Below are 15,485 nucleotides of genomic sequence, written 5' to 3' on the forward strand. Positions count from 1 at the left end.
GGGCACGCCCCACGTCGCCAGTTCGGCGGCGTAGGCGGCTGGCTCGACGTGGCCCCGCCGACCAGCGCCGCGCCCACGACGGCCCCGCCGGTGGCCAGCCAGGCGCCCACCCAGCCGCCTGGGAAGTTCTCCCGCATACCCAAGCCGTGCCAGCTGCTCACCCGGCAGCAGGCCACCCAGCTCGTCGGCGCCTACCTCACCACGTCCCGCGAGCCGTCGTTCCGATGCTCGTGGAGCACGTCCGGGGTCGTCCCCAAGGGCAAGGAGCTGGCGCTCTACCTCACGCTCTACTTCTATCCCCAGCAGGGCGACGGCTACGAGACCACGCTCGCACAGGAGCACGTGGCCGGGCGTAAGAAGGAGGGCGAGCAGAACGCGGGCAGGGGCGGCTCCGGCCTGAGGCAGGGCGAGGTGTTCGACATTCCCGGCGCGGGCGACGAGGCGGTCGGCTGGGAGATCGAAGAGGACAGGGGCAGCAGCGGGAAGCGGTTCACGGTGAGCGCGACGTTCCGCACCGGCAACATGGTCGGCGACATCCGCTTCACCCACGACGTGGCCAAGGACCCCGCCCTGCGCGACAAGGCGGCCCAGGCCGCCAAGTGGCTCGCCGAGAACCTCGACAGTAAGGCGTCCTGACGCATGCGCGTGATCGCCGGACGCTACCAGCTCCTCTCGCCGCTCGGCGCGGGCGGCGCGGGCACGGTGTGGCGGGCCCGTGACGAGGTGCTGCACCGCGAGGTCGCGGTCAAGGAGGTGCGGCTGCCCCCGGGCGAGGACCGGCAGCGGGCGCTGGTCGACACGCTGCGCGAGGCGCGGGCGACGGCCGCGCTCAGCCATCCCTCGATCATCACCGTGCACGACGTGCTGTCGGAGGACGGCCGGCCGTGGATCGTCATGGACCTGCTGGCCGGACGGTCCCTGGGCGACCTGGTCAAGGAGCGCGGCCCGCTGCCGCCCGGCCACGTCGCCACGATCGGCCTGCGCGTGCTCGACGCGCTGGAGGTCGCGCACGCCCGCGGCATCCTGCACAGGGACGTGAAGCCGGGCAACGTCATGATCACGGACGGCGGCGAGGTCGTCCTGACCGACTTCGGCATCGCCGCGCACACCGGCGACATGCCCGCCGCCGGTGCCGCGGACGGCGCGGTCGCCGGATCGCCCGGCTACGTCGCCCCCGAGCACCTGCGCGGCGAGCGCGCGGGCCCGGCCGCCGACCTGTGGTCGCTGGCCGCCACCCTCTACACCGCCGCCGAAGGTCGTCCGCCGTTCGCCCGCGAGTCACCGATGGCGATCATCGCGGCCGTGCTGACGATGCCACCGCCTCCACCCGTCAGCGCGGGCCCGCTCGGCGGGCTGCTCCTGGCGATGCTCAACGGGAACCCCGCGGCCCGTCCGGACCCGCGGCAGGTCAGGGCGCACCTGCAGGCGGTGGCCGTGCCGCTGCCCGTGCGTCCGCGCGAGGTCGCGCCCGCCACGGTCCCGGTCAGGGCGGGACGCGGGCGCGCGCCGCTGGTGCTGGGAGCGGTGGCCGTGGCCGTGGCCGCAGGAGTCTCGGGCGCCGTCCTGCTCGGCAACCGCGCGCCCGCCACCCCGTCGCCGAGCGTCGCGGCCCAGCCGTCCGCACCGCCGACCGGCGCCGCGCCACCGTCCACTCGGTCCACCGGCACCGCGCCGTCCACCGCGCCGTCCACTAGGCCGTCCACCGCGCCGCCGCCCACACCTGCCGCCAAGGGCGACGGGAAGTTCGCGCAACCGCCCGAGGCGTGCGGGCTGCTCACCGCCGGACAGGCCCAGCAGGTCCTGCCCGGCTCGCACAGCAGGCAGCCCGACTACTACGACACGAGCGAGTGCGACTGGACGGTCGGCGCGATCGGCGCGATCACCACCACCTCCATCAACCTCAAGGTCAGGCACTTCCCCCAGGTCGAGGCGGCCCGGCGCACCCTCACCCAGACCACCCGATCCCGCGACGGGGCGGCGGGCACCGGCGAGTCCGTGACGACCCGGCGGACACGGCCCGTCGACGCCGGCGACGGGGCCGTCGCCCAGGAGACCGAGGCGGGGATCACGCACACCTCGACCGTCACCGTGTGGATGCGGGTCAGCAACGTCGTCGTGCAGATCCGGGTCAGCACTCTCGAACGGACGAAGGTGACCGCCCAACTCCGCGACACCGCCGACCGGGCCGCCCGCGCGGTCGCCGACACCCTCAGGAAGGCGACGTGACCTCCTCCCCACGCCCGGAGCTCCCCATGCCCGGAGACCGGGGCCCGCACGTGCAAGGAGCTTCGATGAACGAGTACCGGCGAGACGTCCCGACCCTGAGGACGCCGGACACCGTCCCCACGCAGCAGTCGCGGCCGGGGCTGCCGGTGACGCCCGTGATGCTGGCCGGGGCCGCGGCCGCGGTGGTGGCGATGCTGTTCACCGTCCTGTTCCTGCTCACGCGCGTGCCGGAGAGGGCGGCGGCCGTCGCCGTGACCGAGCGGCCTTCGCACACCGTGGCGCCCGTGGAGACGCCCGGCGAGCAGCCCACCTCCAGCGCCCCCACCCCGAGCGACCCCCCGCCGACCGGGACTCCGGCCTACTCGCAGGCCGTCGACCCGTGCGCGGCCGTCGGCGACGACCTCGTGCGGAAGCTCACCCTCTTTCCCGACAAGTCGCAGATCAGGGCGGACGAGTGCGAGTGGCGGACGCTGGACCCCGCGGCCGCGCTGCCGGGCAACGTCCAGTTCACGCTCAAGGTGTCGGTGCGGGTGCTGCCCGGCGACCTGGCCGCGGCGCAGCAGCAGCTCCTCGCCCAGCGTCAGGACTCCGTCCTGCTCGCCAGGCAGTGGAGCCCGGCGGGCGTCGGCGACGAGTCGTGGAGCACGCTCTACACACTGGAACCCGACAACGCGGGCCCGACCGTCGCCACGGTCGGAGCCCGTGTCAGCAACGCCGTCATCCAGGTCACCTACCAGCGCCGGGTGACCGAGGACCCGTCGGGCCACCTCACCAAGGGCGCCGTGGAGGTGGCCAAGGCGATGATCGCCAAGCTCGGCGCGGGAGGCTAGAGGTCGCCCAGGCCGAGCTGGCGGGCGATGAGCATGCGCTGCACCTCGCTGGTGCCCTCACCGATCTCCAGGATCTTGGCGTCGCGGTAGAAGCGTCCGACGGGGAACTCGTTCATGAAGCCGTACCCGCCGAAGATCTGGGTGGCGTCGCGGGAGTTGTCCATGGCGGCATTGGACGCGACCAGCTTGGCGATCGCCGCCTCCTTCTTGAACGGGGCGCCCGCCAGCATCTTCTCCGCCGCGTGGTAGTAGGCCAGGCGGGCGGTGTGGACGCGGGCCTCCATGTCGGCGATCTTGAACTGGATGGCCTGGTAGTGGCCGATCGGGTGGCCGAACGCCGTCCTTTCCCTGACGTACCTGAGGCACTCGTCGACGCACCCCTGGGCCAGGCCCACGCTGACCGCGGCGATCGCGATGCGCCCCTCGTCGAGGGTCTGCAGGAACTGCGCGTAGCCGCGTCCGCGCTCGCCCAGGAGGTTCCCGGCGGGCACCCGGCAGTCGGAGAACGACAGCTCGCGCGTGTCGGACGCGTTCCAGCCGACCTTGGAGTACTTCTTCGACACGGTGAACCCGGGGGTGCCGCTGGGCACGAGGATGGTGGAGATCTCCCGTTCGCCGGTGAGGGCCGCGACGCCCACCACGCCGGTGATGTCGGTGCCCGAGTTCGTGATGAACGCCTTGGTGCCGTTGATCACCCACTCCCCGCCGTCGAGCACGGCGGTGGTGCGCATGCCGCCGGGGACGTCCGAGCCGCCGCCCGGCTCCGTCAGCCCGAACGCGCCCAGCATCTCACCGCTGGCCAGCCGGGGCAGCCAGGCGGCCTTCTGCTCGGACGTGCCGAACCGGAAGATCGGCATGGCACCCAGCGACACCGCGGCCTCCAGCGTGATCGACACGCTGGAGTCGACGCGGGCCAGCTCCTCCAGCGCCAGGCAGAGCGCGAAGTAGTCGCCGCCCATGCCGCCGTACTCCTCGGGGATCGGCAGCCCGAACAGGCCCATCGCGCCCATCTGCCGGACGATGTCGTACGGGAACGCCTCGCGCTCGTAGTAGTCGCCGATCACGGGGGCCACCACGTCGCGGGCGAACGCCTCGACGGTCTTGCGCAGCTCTTCGTACTCGTCGCTCAGCATGGGGTGTCAACCTTTCGAGAGGGCCTGGACGACGCGCGAAGGGCTGGGACGGCCCAGCCTCCCGGCCAACCAGGTGCTGGTGGTCACGAGCTTGTCCAGGTCGAGGCCGGTCTCGATGCCGAGCCCTTGCAGCATCCAGACGAGGTCCTCGGTGGCGAGATTGCCGGTGGCCGACTCGGCGTAGGGGCAGCCGCCGATGCCGCCCGTGGAGGCGTCCACGACGCTCACCCCGGCTCTGAGCGCGGCCAGCGTGTTTCCGAGCGCCTGCCCGTAGGTGTCATGGAAGTGGACGGCCAGCCTGTCGGGCCCGCCGAACGCGTCGATGAGCGCGGCCACGTGACCGGGCGTGCCGACGCCGATCGTGTCGCCCAGCGACAGCTCGTAGCAGCCGAGGGCGAGCAGCCGCCGGCCGACCGTGACGACCTGCGAGATCGGCGTCGGCCCCTCCCACGGGTCGCCGAAGCACATCGACACGTACGCGCGGACCCTGACCCCGCTGTCCAGCGCCCTGGCCACGACCGGCTCGAACATCTCGAACTGGCTCTCCAGGCCGCGGTTGAGGTTCTTGGCGGCGAACGTCTCAGTGGCGCTGGCGAAGACGGCGATCTCGGCCACGCCGTGCTCCAGCGCCCTGTCGAGGCCGCGCTCGTTCGGGACCAGCACCGGGTAGCGGACCCCCGGCTTCCTGTCGAGCCTGGTCAGCAGCTCCTCGGCGTCGGCGAGCTGCGGCACCCATTTCGGGTGGACGAAGCTCGTCGCCTCGATCACCCGGTGGCCCGCGTCGGCCAGGCGGTCGATGAACTCGGCCTTGACCTCGACGGGGACGGTCACCGGCTCGTTCTGCAGGCCGTCGCGCGGGCCGACCTCGTAGATCGTGACCCGCTGCGGGAGGCCGTCCATCGGATACCGCATCACGCCTCCTGCCCGCTGTCGACGGCGCTGTCGACGGCGCTGACGACGGCCAGGACGGCGTCCATGTCGACCGGCTGACCGGCCTGGACGGGCAGCTCGGTGACCAGCCCGTCGCGAGGAGCGGTCACGGTGTGCTCCATCTTCATGGCCTCCACGATGACGAGGGGCTGGCCCTCGCTGACCCGCTCGCCCGGCTGCGCCTTGACGACCAGGACGGTGCCGGGCATCGGGCTCCTGACCACGCCGTCGGCCGCGCCCGACGCGCCGGGACGGTCGCCGGGGTCGCCGATCTTGTGCCTGGTGAAGGGCCAGGCCTGGCCGCCGCTGCCGAGCCAGAGGGTGTCGTCCCTGCGGGCCAGGGCGTAGTGCCGGGTGCGGCCGTCGAGGGTGACGGACAGCTCGCCGTCGCCCTCGCGGATCCGCGCCGGTACGGCCCGTCCGTCCAGCCGCACCTCGGCCGAGCGGTGCGGCAGCCCCCTGACGGCGATCGCGTGCACGCCGTCGCGGGACTCCAGCCGCCAGGTCGTCCACGCGTGCTCGCCCGCCCGCCAGCCGTCCGTGATCTCCCACGGGTCGGCCCCCTGGGGCATCGCGTGGAAGGCCAGGGCCGCGGCGGCGAGCACGTCGGACGGCGTCTCGGACGCGGGCACCAGCTCGGGCAGGATCCGCTCGACCAGCCCGGTGTCCAGCTCGCCCGCCCGCACGACGGGGTGCGCGGTGAGCGCCCGCAGGAACGGGACGTTGGTGGTGACGCCGAGGATCACGGTGGCGGCGAGGGCCCGGTCGAGCGTCCGCAGCGCCGCGTCGCGGTCGGGGGCCCAGGCGATCACCTTGGACAGCATCGGGTCGAACTCGCTGCCCACAACGCCTCCCTCGACGAGCCCCGAGTCGACCCGCACGACAGGCAGGCCGCGCCCGGCGCGCTCGTCCGGCGGTGACTGTTCGCGGGACCCGGGAGGCGGGCCGCCGGCGGGTTCACGGGCGGGTTCACGGGTGGGTTCACGGAGGGCGAGGACGGGGCCGCCGGTGGGGAGGAAGCCGCGGGCGGGGTCCTCGGCGTAGACGCGGGCCTCCACGGCGTGGCCGGTGAGGCGCACGTCGGCCTGGGTGAGCGGGAGGGCCTCGCCCGCGGCCACGCGGAGCTGCAGTTCCACCAGGTCCAGGCCCGTCACCAGCTCGGTCACCGGGTGCTCCACCTGGAGGCGGGTGTTCATCTCCATGAAGTGGTACGCGCCGGTCGTGCCGTCGACGATGAACTCGACCGTGCCCGCGCCGGTGTAGCCCACGGCCCTGGCGGCCTCCACCGCCGCGTCGCCCATCGCGGCGCGGGTCTCGGCGGTGAGGAAGGGCGAGGGCGCCTCCTCGATGATCTTCTGGTGGCGGCGTTGCAGGCTGCACTCGCGTTCACCCAGGTGGACGACTGTGCCGTGGGTGTCGGCGAGGATCTGGATCTCGATGTGCCGCGGGTTCTCCACGTACCGCTCGATCAGCAGGGTTCCGTCGCCGAAGGCCGCGGCGGCCGTGCGGCGGGCGGAGTCGAGGGCGTCGGGCAGCTCGGCGGCGGAGCGGACGAGGATCATGCCCTTGCCGCCCCCGCCCGCCGACGGCTTGATCAGGGCCGGGAAGTCGCGCCAGGACGCCAGGTCGTCGCCCGGCTCGGCACCGCCGGGAACGACGGGAACCCCGGCGGCCGACACGGTGGCCTTGGCGCGGATCTTGTCGCCCATCGCCTCGATGGCCTGCGGCGGCGGGCCGACGAAGGCGACGCCGGCCTCGGCGCAGCGGCGGGCGAAGGCGGCGTTCTCCGCCAGGAAGCCGTATCCGGGATGGACGGCCCCGGCGCCCGTCTCCTGGGCCGCCGCGATAATCGCCTCAATATCCAGATATTTCGTGATCTGGAGGGCGATGTCGGCTTCCAAGACATGCCGGGCACCCTCGTCCGAGGGGGTGTGCACGGCCACCGAGGTGATGCCGAGCGCGCGCAACGTCCGGATGATCCGGACGGCGATCTCGCCGCGGTTCGCGACGAGTACGCGGTCGAACACCGCGAGAGGGTGTGGCGAGTGTTCCATGAGCGCGATCACATCCGGAAGACGCCGTAGCCGACGGGTTCGAGCGGGGCGTTGGCCGCCGCGGAGAGCGCCAGCCCCAGGACGGTGCGGGTGTCGAGCGGGTCGATCACGCCGTCGTCCCAGAGCCTGGCGGTGGAGTAGTAGGGGTTGCCCTGGTGCTCGTACTGGGCCCTGATCGCGTCGGCGTCGGCGCTGCCCACCGTGGTCAGGACGTTCGCCGCCTGCTCGCCGCCCATGACCGAGATGCGGGCGTTCGGCCACATCCACAGGAACCTGGGCGAGTAGGCGCGTCCGGCCATCGCGTAGTTGCCCGCGCCGAACGAGCCGCCGATCACCACCGTGAACTTGGGCACCCGCGCGCACGAGACGGCTGTGACCATCTTGGCGCCGTGCTTGGCGATGCCGCCCGCCTCGTACGCCTTGCCGACCATGAAGCCGCTGATGTTCTGCAGGAACACCAGCGGGATCCGCCGCTGGTCGCACAGCTCGATGAAGTGCGCGCCCTTCATCGCCGACTCGCTGAACAGGATGCCGTTGTTGGCGACGATCCCGACCGGATGCCCGTGCAGGTGGGCGAACCCGGTGACCAGGGTCGAGCCGTACTCGGCCTTGAACTCCAGGAAACGCGAGCCGTCGACCAGCCGGGCGATGACCTCGCGCACGTCGTAGGGCTGGCGGGTGTCGGCGGGGACGAGCCCGTAGAGGTCGCGCGGGTCGAGCCCGGGCTCCTCGGGCCGCACGCTCTCCCAGGGCCGCGGCGCGCGGGGCGCCAGCGTGGAGACGATGTCGCGGACGATGGCGAGCGCGTGCGCATCGTCCTCCGCCAGGTGGTCGGTGACGCCGCTGACCCGCGCGTGCAGCTCGCCGCCGCCGAGCTCCTCGGCGCTGACCTCCTCGCCGGTGGCCGCCTTCACCAGTGGCGGGCCGCCGAGGAAGATCGTGCCCTGGCCGCGGACGATGACGGCCTCGTCGCTCATCGCCGGCACGTACGCGCCACCCGCCGTGCAGGAGCCGAGGACGGCGGCGATCTGCGGGATGCCCCGCGCGGACATCGTCGCCTGGTTGTAGAAGATGCGCCCGAAGTGCTCGCGGTCGGGGAAGACCTCGTCCTGCTTGGGGAGGAACGCGCCGCCGGAGTCGACGAGGTAGACGCACGGCAGCCGGTTGTGCAGCGCCACCTCCTGCGCGCGCAGGTGCTTCTTGACCGTCATCGGGTAGTACGTGCCGCCCTTGACGGTGGCGTCGTTCGCCACGATCACGCACTCGCGCCCGGCTACCCGGCCGACGCCGGTGATGATCCCGGCGGCGGGCGCCTGGTCGTCGTAGAGGCCGTTGGCGGCGAGCGGCGACAGCTCCAGGAACCGCGAGCCGGGGTCGAGCAGGCTGTCGACGCGGTCACGCGGGAGCAGCTTGCCCCGCGACACGTGCCGCTGCCGCGACCGCTCGGGGCCGCCCAGCGCTGCCACGGCCAGGCGTTCGCGCAGCTCCGCCGCCAGACGCTCGTTCAGCTCGGCGTTGCGCTTGAAGCCCTCGCCGACAGGGTCGGCGGCCGACTTCAGCACCGGCCAGTCGCTCATGTGTCCCCTCTCGTTCTGAGCCAGATGTTAGTCTTCATTAACGAAACCGTCTACCATGTGAGACGTGACGACCCCGCGGACATCTACCCGCAATCGCAACCGGCGCACGGAGATCCTCGAGGCCGCCGCCGGGCTCTTCGCCGCACGCGGCTTCCACGGGGTCTCGATCGAGGACATCGGCGGCGCGGTCGGCGTCTCGGGTCCCGCCCTCTACCGCCACTTCGCCGGCAAGGACGCGCTGCTGGCCGAGATGCTGCTCGACATCAGCTCCCGGCTGCGCGAGTCGGCCGTGGCCGTCGTCACGTCCGCGAGCGGGCCCGCCGAGACCCTCGACGCGCTGCTCAACGTCCAGATCACGTTCGCGCTCGAGCAGCCCGCGCTGATCACCGTGCACGACAGGGAGCTGGGCAACGTCCCCGAGCAGGAGCGGCGTCAGATCAGGCGGCTGCAACGGCTCTACGTCGAGGAGTGGGTGACGGTGCTGGCCGAGCTGCACCCCCTGTGCCCGCCGCCGCGGCTGCGCGCCGCCACGCACGCCGTCTTCGGCCTGCTCAACTCGACCCCGCACAGCGCGGGCGAGCTTCCCGACCAGGCGATGCGCCCCCTGCTGCACGCGATGGCCCGCGCAGCCATCGACGCCTCGGTTAACGTCCACTAACACCTGGCGGACTTCCCTCCGCCACGCCCTCCCCGAGTGGCCGGACTTCTACGAGCTGGTCATCCCTTAGGGGTACGCCGATGCGGCCGCCTGGCGGATGCGGGCGAGGCCGGCGGCGGCCTTGCCCGCCGCTGCGCGCAGTGCGGCGGCGATCCTCACGGCCGGGGCACGACTCCGCTGCTGAGGGCGTCGAACAGGCGCTCCAGGCGGGCGCGGTGGCCGTCTGCGATGCTGTCGGCCGGCTCTCCGGCGATCAGGCGCCGGGCGGTCTCCACCAGCACGGTGGTGTAACCGGCGATGAAGAAGGCGGCGAGCAGCGGGGCGTCGCCGTCGAAGGCCGGGTCGTCTGGGTGGCCGGTCAGCAGCGTCACGATGCCGTCGTCGCCCTGGTCGAAGACGGCCGGCTCGGTCAGGACGCTGTCCGGCGATGAGCAGCAGGAAGGCCGTGCGGACCAGGCCGGCGTGGTCCAGGGTGCCGTTGTCGCGTTTCCCCTACTCTTCCCCGAGGACCCGGCCAGGATCCGGCAGTATGTGAAAACCCTGACGCGCGACCTCGCCACCTGATCGGCCGGTCACGACCTCTGCCGGTGGCCGAAACCGGACCAGCCGCCGGTGCCTGGCAGCCAGGGATCAGATGACGCCGTTCTCGATCGCCTCCTTGAGGCCTGCCTGCGTCTGCTGATGGGAGGCAGTGCCGTTCGCGGCGACGAAGTCGATCAGCGTGGCATCCGCGTCGAAGGTGAGGCTCTCGGTGACCAGAGTCTTACCGGTGCTCAGTGGCTTGAACGTGATCTTCTGGTGCGTGACGACGTTGGGCTCGGACCAGGTGTCGGTCTCGTAGTAGAAGCCCGCGGTGTGAATGCGCTGCTGGGCGTGCACCTTGTTGGTGACTATCGTGCCCTGGTACGGGATCTCCTCGACGGCGGTGAGGTTGATGTACCGCGTGTCGTACTGGCGCCAGTCCTTGTGGGTGGCGACCCGCTTCAGAAACGGGTTGATCCCGATGTGGTTGCTGAGGTTGGAGTAGGCCCGGAACACACGCAGGATGGGTCGGTCAATCTGGATGGAGATCTCGGTGGTGGCCCGGCTGCGACCCGAGTCCGGGGCGGGCGGCGTGGTGTCGTTGAACGCGTAGGTGTCCCAGGCGGTCTGCCACTCGGCGGCCAGTTCGGTGTCGGTGTCGGTGGTGTCCGCGGTGGCGGGCCCGGAGGTGACGCTGAGGAGGAAGGCCCCGGCGAGCAGGGGAGCTGCGACAAGGCGAAGGAAGTGCTTCACGGATACCTTCAGGTAGAGGTGATGGTACGAATGTTCTTCTATCGCAGATGATCATCCCTTTTCAGCACTTCATCGGAAAGATCAGATTTGTGACCGTGGAGTGCCCAGGCAGTAGACCAGGGCGAGCGGGGCTAACGTGACAGTCGCCAGCACCTGCGGCGGCGTGTCCCACGTAGCTGGTCACAGCGGGATTGGAGTTGGCCCGGTTTGGTGGACAGTCATGATCACCTCTCGAAGAGGGGCCACTTATGAGAACTGTGCGCGGCGACTGCCCATGCACAGCCACATGCCACCTGGCCGCACCTTGGGAGCGGGACCCGGAAACGGAACCGACGCTACCGCTGATCGCTGTTCCGATGTTCCCCAGGGCCGTCAAGCAGCTGTTTGACAATAAAGTTAAGCAACTGCTTGACTTTAGCTGTGCGGGCAGAGAAGACGGATCTACGCCGAGAGGCCGGTCAGCGTACGCGGGACCGCCTGCTGGCAGCCGCCCTGGAACTGCTCGCGCAGCGGGGCCAGGAAGGTGTGACGCTCCGCGAGATCACGGAGAGCGCCGGAGTCAACGTCGCCGCGGTGAGCTACCACTTCGGATCACTGAAGGCGCTGTGCGATTCGGCGATCGAGCATGCATTGGAACGGTATCTGGACGCGCAGATCCAGGCACTCGGCTCCCTCGACTCCACCTCGACACTTCAGGAGCTGACCGCGGCGTTCGCCCGGCCGATGGTGCGCGCCCTCGCGGCCGGCGGGCAGGATCTGGCGGTCATGCGGACCGTGGCGCGCGTCGGGATCGATCCGCCGCAGGGGTGGGAGCGGCTGGCCGGCAAGTTCGAGCAGACCCGCCGGGACGCCCTCCGGGTGCTGACGGCGAGCCTTCCTGAAGTCAACGAGCAGGAACTGGTCTTCCGTACGCGGTGCGCGGCAGGCCTGCTGAACTGGCTCGCGCTGGCACCCATCGGCGCCGAGCTGGCCGCCAAGCCTATGGAGGAGATCGAGCGGCTACTCGTCCCCGTGGTGGCTGGGGCGTTCCACGGGCACGTGCACACCGGCTGACCAGGCCAGAGACGCCGACTCCAAACAAGTCAAATGTTCGCTTGACAAGTCTCGCGGTCTGACCACAATATTAAGCAAGCATTTGATTTTCTTTCTAGAAAGGGAGAGTGCGATGACCGCCGATGCAGAAGCCGTGGTCCGGGCGGCCTACCACGCGGCCGAGGGCAGCGTCCTGGACGTCCAGGGATTCATGGACCTGTTCGCCGAGGGCGGCGTGTTCAACAACGTCGTCGCCGGGGAGAGCTACCGGGGTGAGCACCTGGGCGACCAGGTCGTCTTCATGGGCAAGCTGGCGCCCGACGTCCACCGCGAGCTCCACCGGTTCCACGTCATGGGCAACATCGTCGCCGTCGAGCTGACGATCCAGGGCACCTTCACCGGGCCGTTCGAGACGCCCGCCGGCGTCATACAGCCGACCGGCGCCAAGCTCGACATCCCGACCGCCGACTTCTGGTACATCGAAGACGGCAAGATCAAGGAGTTCAACTGCTACGTCGGCCTCAGCGTCATGCTCGCCCAACTGGGCGTGCAGCCGGACTTCGCCGCCGCCGTCACCGCATCGACCGCCGCATCGACCACCGCGGCGAGCTGACCGGCCTCGCCACCGATGACGAAGGTGCGCACCTTCGTCAGGAGTGACGCATCAGGCGGGAGCCGTACGTACAGGCTGACCGAGGCGGGACGCGAGCACGCCCTGCGCCACCTCGACGGCGAGGCACCTTGGGACGAGGTGGCCCGCACGGTCCCCGAGGACCGCCACGAGCTGCGCCTGCTCTGGGCCCAGCTCGACGAGGAGTGCATGGGTGCAGCACACCGGACCAAGAGATCCGTACCGCCTACCGTTTGGCGACGTGGGGGCGCTTGACGACAAGCCAGTTCTGGTCAGCAGCGGGGCTGTCGGCGGTGGGGCGAGACGATGACCATTGCCAACAGCATCAACTCACCGATGGCGCGCGAATCGCGGCCATTGCGTACCTTGCTCGGCGTGTCGGCCGGCGTGTCCGGGTGCTCGTCACCAGCATTCGACGATGTACCTCCAGCATCCCGCTGCCACCGGCCGGTGATGGCGGGATGGGAGGTCTTCATCGCGCCCCGGCCTACGAGCGCAGGATCGAGGTCAGCTCCGTGACGTCCACCGGCTTCGGTTTCGGCAGCCAGACTGGCTGGTCGGCTCCGCGTGGCGACAGGACGTTCATGAAGTGGTGCGGGGTGCGGGACAGGGTGACGTTCTCCGTCACTCCCTGGTAGATGCCGAGCGGGGTCAGTGAGGTGAACAGTTGGGGGTCGATGAGTTCGTGCTCGCCCCCGCTGCCAACCGTCTCGTGAACGTAGTCCCAGTCGAACAACCCGAGGCTGGTGGCCCACATGGCGGCGCGGGTCAGCGACACGTGTACCCGGTAGCTGCCCCCCTCGACGGCGCGGCGGGCGAGGGCGGTCATGGCGCCGGTCGCCCCGAGCCAGGCGACCAGGTAATCATTGATAATCGAGGTGGGCGGCAGCTTGGGGGACTGCAGGCTCCCTTCGGCGGCGACCATGCCCGTCACCGTGCCGGCGGCCTGGTCGAATCCGACGCGCTGAGCCCAGGGCCCGCTCTCGCCGTAGCAGCTCGCCGTAACATGGATCAGTCCGGGCCGGATCGCGACAGCGCTCTCCAGGTCGACGCCGAGTTCGTCCAGCAGCCCGGGACGCCGGTTGGCGTAGAAGATGTCGGCGTCCTTCAGCAACTCGTGGAGTCGGCGCCGGCCGTCCTCCGATCGAACCTGGAGCCTGGCGGAGCGCACGCCGACGTTGGCGGTGGCGATCAGCGAGTCGATCTCCCACTCCATGATCCGCCATATGTTGAGGCAGTCTGCACCAAGGGCGGCCAGGGAGCGGCCGATACCGGCACCGGCGATGACGTGTCCCATGCCTAGAGCCCGGATGCCCGACAGGGGATGGGTGCCGAACTCCGGCAGGGGCTCGGGGTCGGAATCGGCTATCTTCTCGATCTCGATCAGCGGGCGGGTGGCGAGATGGTCGAAGACGTCTGTGGCGACGAACTCCTCCACGGTACGTACCTTGGCGAAGACGATGCCGTGCCGCTCGCCGAGCGCTTCGAGCTCGTCGGCGGTGTACTTGCCGATGGCGCGGCCCAGCGCCTCGGGGTTGTCCGCGCAGTCGAGTACGGCGAGCATCCGCGACTTCAGACCAGGGTAGAGATTGGCGGGCAGAATGTGCCGACCGTCAGCGGTCGGATAGAAACCGACATAGGCGATGGCGCCGCGATCGGCCAGGTCCGCGGGGTAGCCGTTGAGGGTCTCCCATCTCAGCTCGCTGGCCGGGGCCAGGCGGCGGATGGCCTGGCCCAGATCGACGGTGATGTCTTGGCCCAGGCCGCCGCGCATGCGCCAGAGCTTGGCCGCGACGATGGACTGCTGGACAAGGGCGAGCGCCGCGACTCCGCCGATCCGCAGGGAGCTGGCCATGAGCGGATCCTTCTTGGCGAAGTTGATGGTGCCGCCGCTGTCTTCGGGAGAGAGGCCGAGCGGCTCCAGGAGCCGGCGGAGTTCGGCCATCATGTCGAAGTCGTCGCTGGTAACGCGCTCGTTGACGGCACGGAGCATGGCCGCGCGGAGCTGATCGGAGTTCATGGTTTCCATAGGGGAGCTTCTCCTGTGGTGGTGCGGTGGTGCGGTGGTGCGCTCCGCTCCCGGGCGCCGGGAGCGGAACCGGGCCGGATGACCAGGCCTTCACGAACTCGGTGGTCCCGTCGCGGCGGGCGGATCCTCGGTCTGGCCGTCGACGACGTCCCCTCTACAGCTGAGGAGCCTCGGCTATTGGAGAGTACCGCGATCACCGGTCGCTCCTGGATCATGGTCATCGGTCCGCTGCAGGTACCGCGAGCATCGGTTTGACCGCAATCAAGAGGGATACCCCGGCATGATCCCGATGACGGTGATCATGACCGGCATGTTCTCCGCCGCCTCCATCGTGTGGGACCGCGAGTTTCGACTTCCAGGTGCCGGTGGCCCTGGAACTCGGCCTGGTGGCCGCCCTCGGCCTGGCCCTGCTCGCCGTCGGCATCGCCCAGTTCAGGCGGGCCGAGTAGACGTCCGTGCTGGTCCGGATATGCCCGCGTCCGTACCAGCACAAGTTCTCGCATTCTCCTGCATCGCCCCCATAACGGAGGGTAGCTTTCCCGATACGGATGCAGCCCCCTCCCTCGAAAGGAGCATCCCATGCTTGATTCCCAAGCGGAGTTTCACGACGTGCATGTCCGGCTCGCGGCCCTCGAATACCATACGTTTAGCGGCATGAATGGCATGACCGTCGCGGAACGCTTCACCTCGCTCCATGAGCGCGTTGACCATGTCGGGCAGAACGTCATCGACCTGATCAACGAGCGGTCCAACCGGCTCGAAGAGCGGATCAACGCCCTACAACTCGACACCCTCGACCGGTTCACGAAGGTCGACACTCAACTCGTCGAGATCAACGAACGCATCGAGAAGGTCGACGAGCGCTTCGACCAAGTCGACGCACGGTTCGAAAAGATCGATGAACGCTTCGAAGCAGTCGATGCACGGTTCGAGAAAGTCGACGAGCAGTTCGACAAGGTAGACGCACGATTCGACAAGGTCGACCAACGCTTCCAAGCAGTCGACGCACGATTCGAGAAAGTCGACGAGCGGTTCGACAAGGTAGACGCACGATTCGACAAGGTCGACCAACGCTTCCAAGCAGTCGACGCACGATTCGAGAAAGTCGAC

At 70.1% G+C, this 15,485-nt stretch carries 16 protein-coding genes; 9 read left to right on the forward strand and 7 right to left on the reverse strand.

The window, feature by feature from the left end; translation table 11 throughout:
* The 3 genes from ABZ297_RS39500 to ABZ297_RS39510 all read left to right on the forward strand — a co-directional run.
* Positions 1–636: hypothetical protein (locus ABZ297_RS39500; RefSeq protein ID WP_355357187.1), on the forward strand; the 636-nt coding region annotated here is incomplete at its 5' end.
* Between the two features lie 3 nt (positions 637–639).
* The gene (locus ABZ297_RS39505; RefSeq protein WP_355357189.1) at positions 640–2,226 is read left to right on the forward strand and encodes a protein kinase; all 1,587 of its coding nucleotides are present in this window, start codon (positions 640–642) and stop codon (positions 2,224–2,226) included.
* Positions 2,227–2,291: 65 nt separating this feature from the next.
* Entirely contained in the window at positions 2,292–3,056 is a 765-nt protein-coding gene (locus tag ABZ297_RS39510; RefSeq protein WP_355357191.1) for a hypothetical protein, read from the forward strand.
* Here ABZ297_RS39510 and ABZ297_RS39515 read toward each other — a convergent pair.
* Genes ABZ297_RS39515 through ABZ297_RS39530 form a run of 4 tightly spaced genes read right to left on the reverse strand, consistent with a single transcriptional unit; the run spans position 3,053 to position 8,750 of the window.
* A complete protein-coding gene (locus ABZ297_RS39515; RefSeq protein ID WP_355357193.1) occupies positions 3,053–4,189 on the reverse strand; it encodes an acyl-CoA dehydrogenase family protein in 1,137 nt (378 codons plus the stop codon). The genes ABZ297_RS39510 and ABZ297_RS39515 overlap by 4 nt on opposite strands.
* 6 nt (positions 4,190–4,195) lie before the next feature.
* Positions 4,196–5,101, reverse strand: coding sequence for a hydroxymethylglutaryl-CoA lyase (locus ABZ297_RS39520; RefSeq protein WP_355357195.1), 906 nt, complete (start codon positions 5,099–5,101; stop codon positions 4,196–4,198).
* Positions 5,101–7,146, reverse strand: coding sequence for a biotin carboxylase N-terminal domain-containing protein (locus tag ABZ297_RS39525; RefSeq protein WP_355357197.1), 2,046 nt, complete (start codon positions 7,144–7,146; stop codon positions 5,101–5,103). Before ABZ297_RS39525 ends, ABZ297_RS39520 begins: the two co-directional genes overlap by 1 nt.
* Positions 7,147–7,181: 35 nt before the next feature.
* Positions 7,182–8,750: a carboxyl transferase domain-containing protein gene (locus ABZ297_RS39530; RefSeq protein WP_355357199.1), complete on the reverse strand. Its 1,569-nt coding sequence runs from the start codon at positions 8,748–8,750 to the stop codon at positions 7,182–7,184.
* Positions 8,751–8,814: 64 nt separating this feature from the next.
* On the opposite strand from ABZ297_RS39530, the gene ABZ297_RS39535 reads away from it, so the two are divergent.
* Positions 8,815–9,408 carry a helix-turn-helix domain-containing protein gene (locus tag ABZ297_RS39535; protein ID WP_355357201.1) on the forward strand — a complete coding sequence of 198 codons (594 nt, stop codon included), beginning with the start codon at positions 8,815–8,817 and terminating at the stop codon, positions 9,406–9,408.
* A 155-nt stretch (positions 9,409–9,563) separates the two neighbouring features.
* Here ABZ297_RS39535 and ABZ297_RS39540 read toward each other — a convergent pair whose 3' ends face one another.
* Positions 9,564–9,779 (reverse strand): hypothetical protein, encoded by a 216-nt coding sequence (locus tag ABZ297_RS39540; RefSeq protein ID WP_355357203.1) that lies wholly within the window; start codon positions 9,777–9,779, stop codon positions 9,564–9,566.
* A gap of 1 nt (position 9,780) precedes the next feature.
* Here ABZ297_RS39540 and ABZ297_RS39545 point away from each other — a divergent pair, with 1 nt between their 5' ends.
* Positions 9,781–9,972, forward strand: coding sequence for a hypothetical protein (locus ABZ297_RS39545; protein WP_355357205.1), 192 nt, complete (start codon positions 9,781–9,783; stop codon positions 9,970–9,972).
* A gap of 66 nt (positions 9,973–10,038) precedes the next feature.
* Here ABZ297_RS39545 and ABZ297_RS39550 read toward each other — a convergent pair whose 3' ends face one another.
* Positions 10,039–10,683, reverse strand: a complete 645-nt coding sequence (locus ABZ297_RS39550; RefSeq protein WP_355357207.1) for an SRPBCC family protein — start codon at positions 10,681–10,683, stop codon at positions 10,039–10,041.
* A 420-nt stretch (positions 10,684–11,103) separates the two neighbouring features.
* On the opposite strand from ABZ297_RS39550, the gene ABZ297_RS39555 reads away from it, so the two are divergent.
* The 3 genes from ABZ297_RS39555 to ABZ297_RS39565 all read left to right on the forward strand — a co-directional run bounded on the left by ABZ297_RS39555 (position 11,104) and on the right by ABZ297_RS39565 (position 12,601).
* Positions 11,104–11,736, forward strand: a complete 633-nt coding sequence (locus ABZ297_RS39555) for a TetR family transcriptional regulator (protein WP_355357209.1) — start codon at positions 11,104–11,106, stop codon at positions 11,734–11,736.
* A 112-nt stretch (positions 11,737–11,848) separates the two neighbouring features.
* Positions 11,849–12,328, forward strand: coding sequence for a nuclear transport factor 2 family protein (locus ABZ297_RS39560; RefSeq protein WP_355357211.1), 480 nt, complete (start codon positions 11,849–11,851; stop codon positions 12,326–12,328).
* 15 nt (positions 12,329–12,343) lie between these two features.
* The gene (locus ABZ297_RS39565) at positions 12,344–12,601 is read left to right on the forward strand and encodes a hypothetical protein (protein ID WP_355357212.1); all 258 of its coding nucleotides are present in this window, start codon (positions 12,344–12,346) and stop codon (positions 12,599–12,601) included.
* 232 nt (positions 12,602–12,833) lie between these two features.
* Here ABZ297_RS39565 and ABZ297_RS39570 read toward each other — a convergent pair whose 3' ends face one another.
* Positions 12,834–14,366 (reverse strand): CoA transferase, encoded by a 1,533-nt coding sequence (locus ABZ297_RS39570; protein WP_355357214.1) that lies wholly within the window; start codon positions 14,364–14,366, stop codon positions 12,834–12,836.
* A gap of 588 nt (positions 14,367–14,954) precedes the next feature.
* On the opposite strand from ABZ297_RS39570, the gene ABZ297_RS39575 reads away from it, so the two are divergent.
* The coding region (locus ABZ297_RS39575; protein WP_355357216.1) for a hypothetical protein at positions 14,955–15,485 on the forward strand (531 nt) is incomplete at its 3' end.

Source organism: Nonomuraea sp. NPDC005983 (genome assembly GCF_040614375.1).
Lineage (GTDB): Bacteria > Actinomycetota > Actinomycetes > Streptosporangiales > Streptosporangiaceae > Nonomuraea.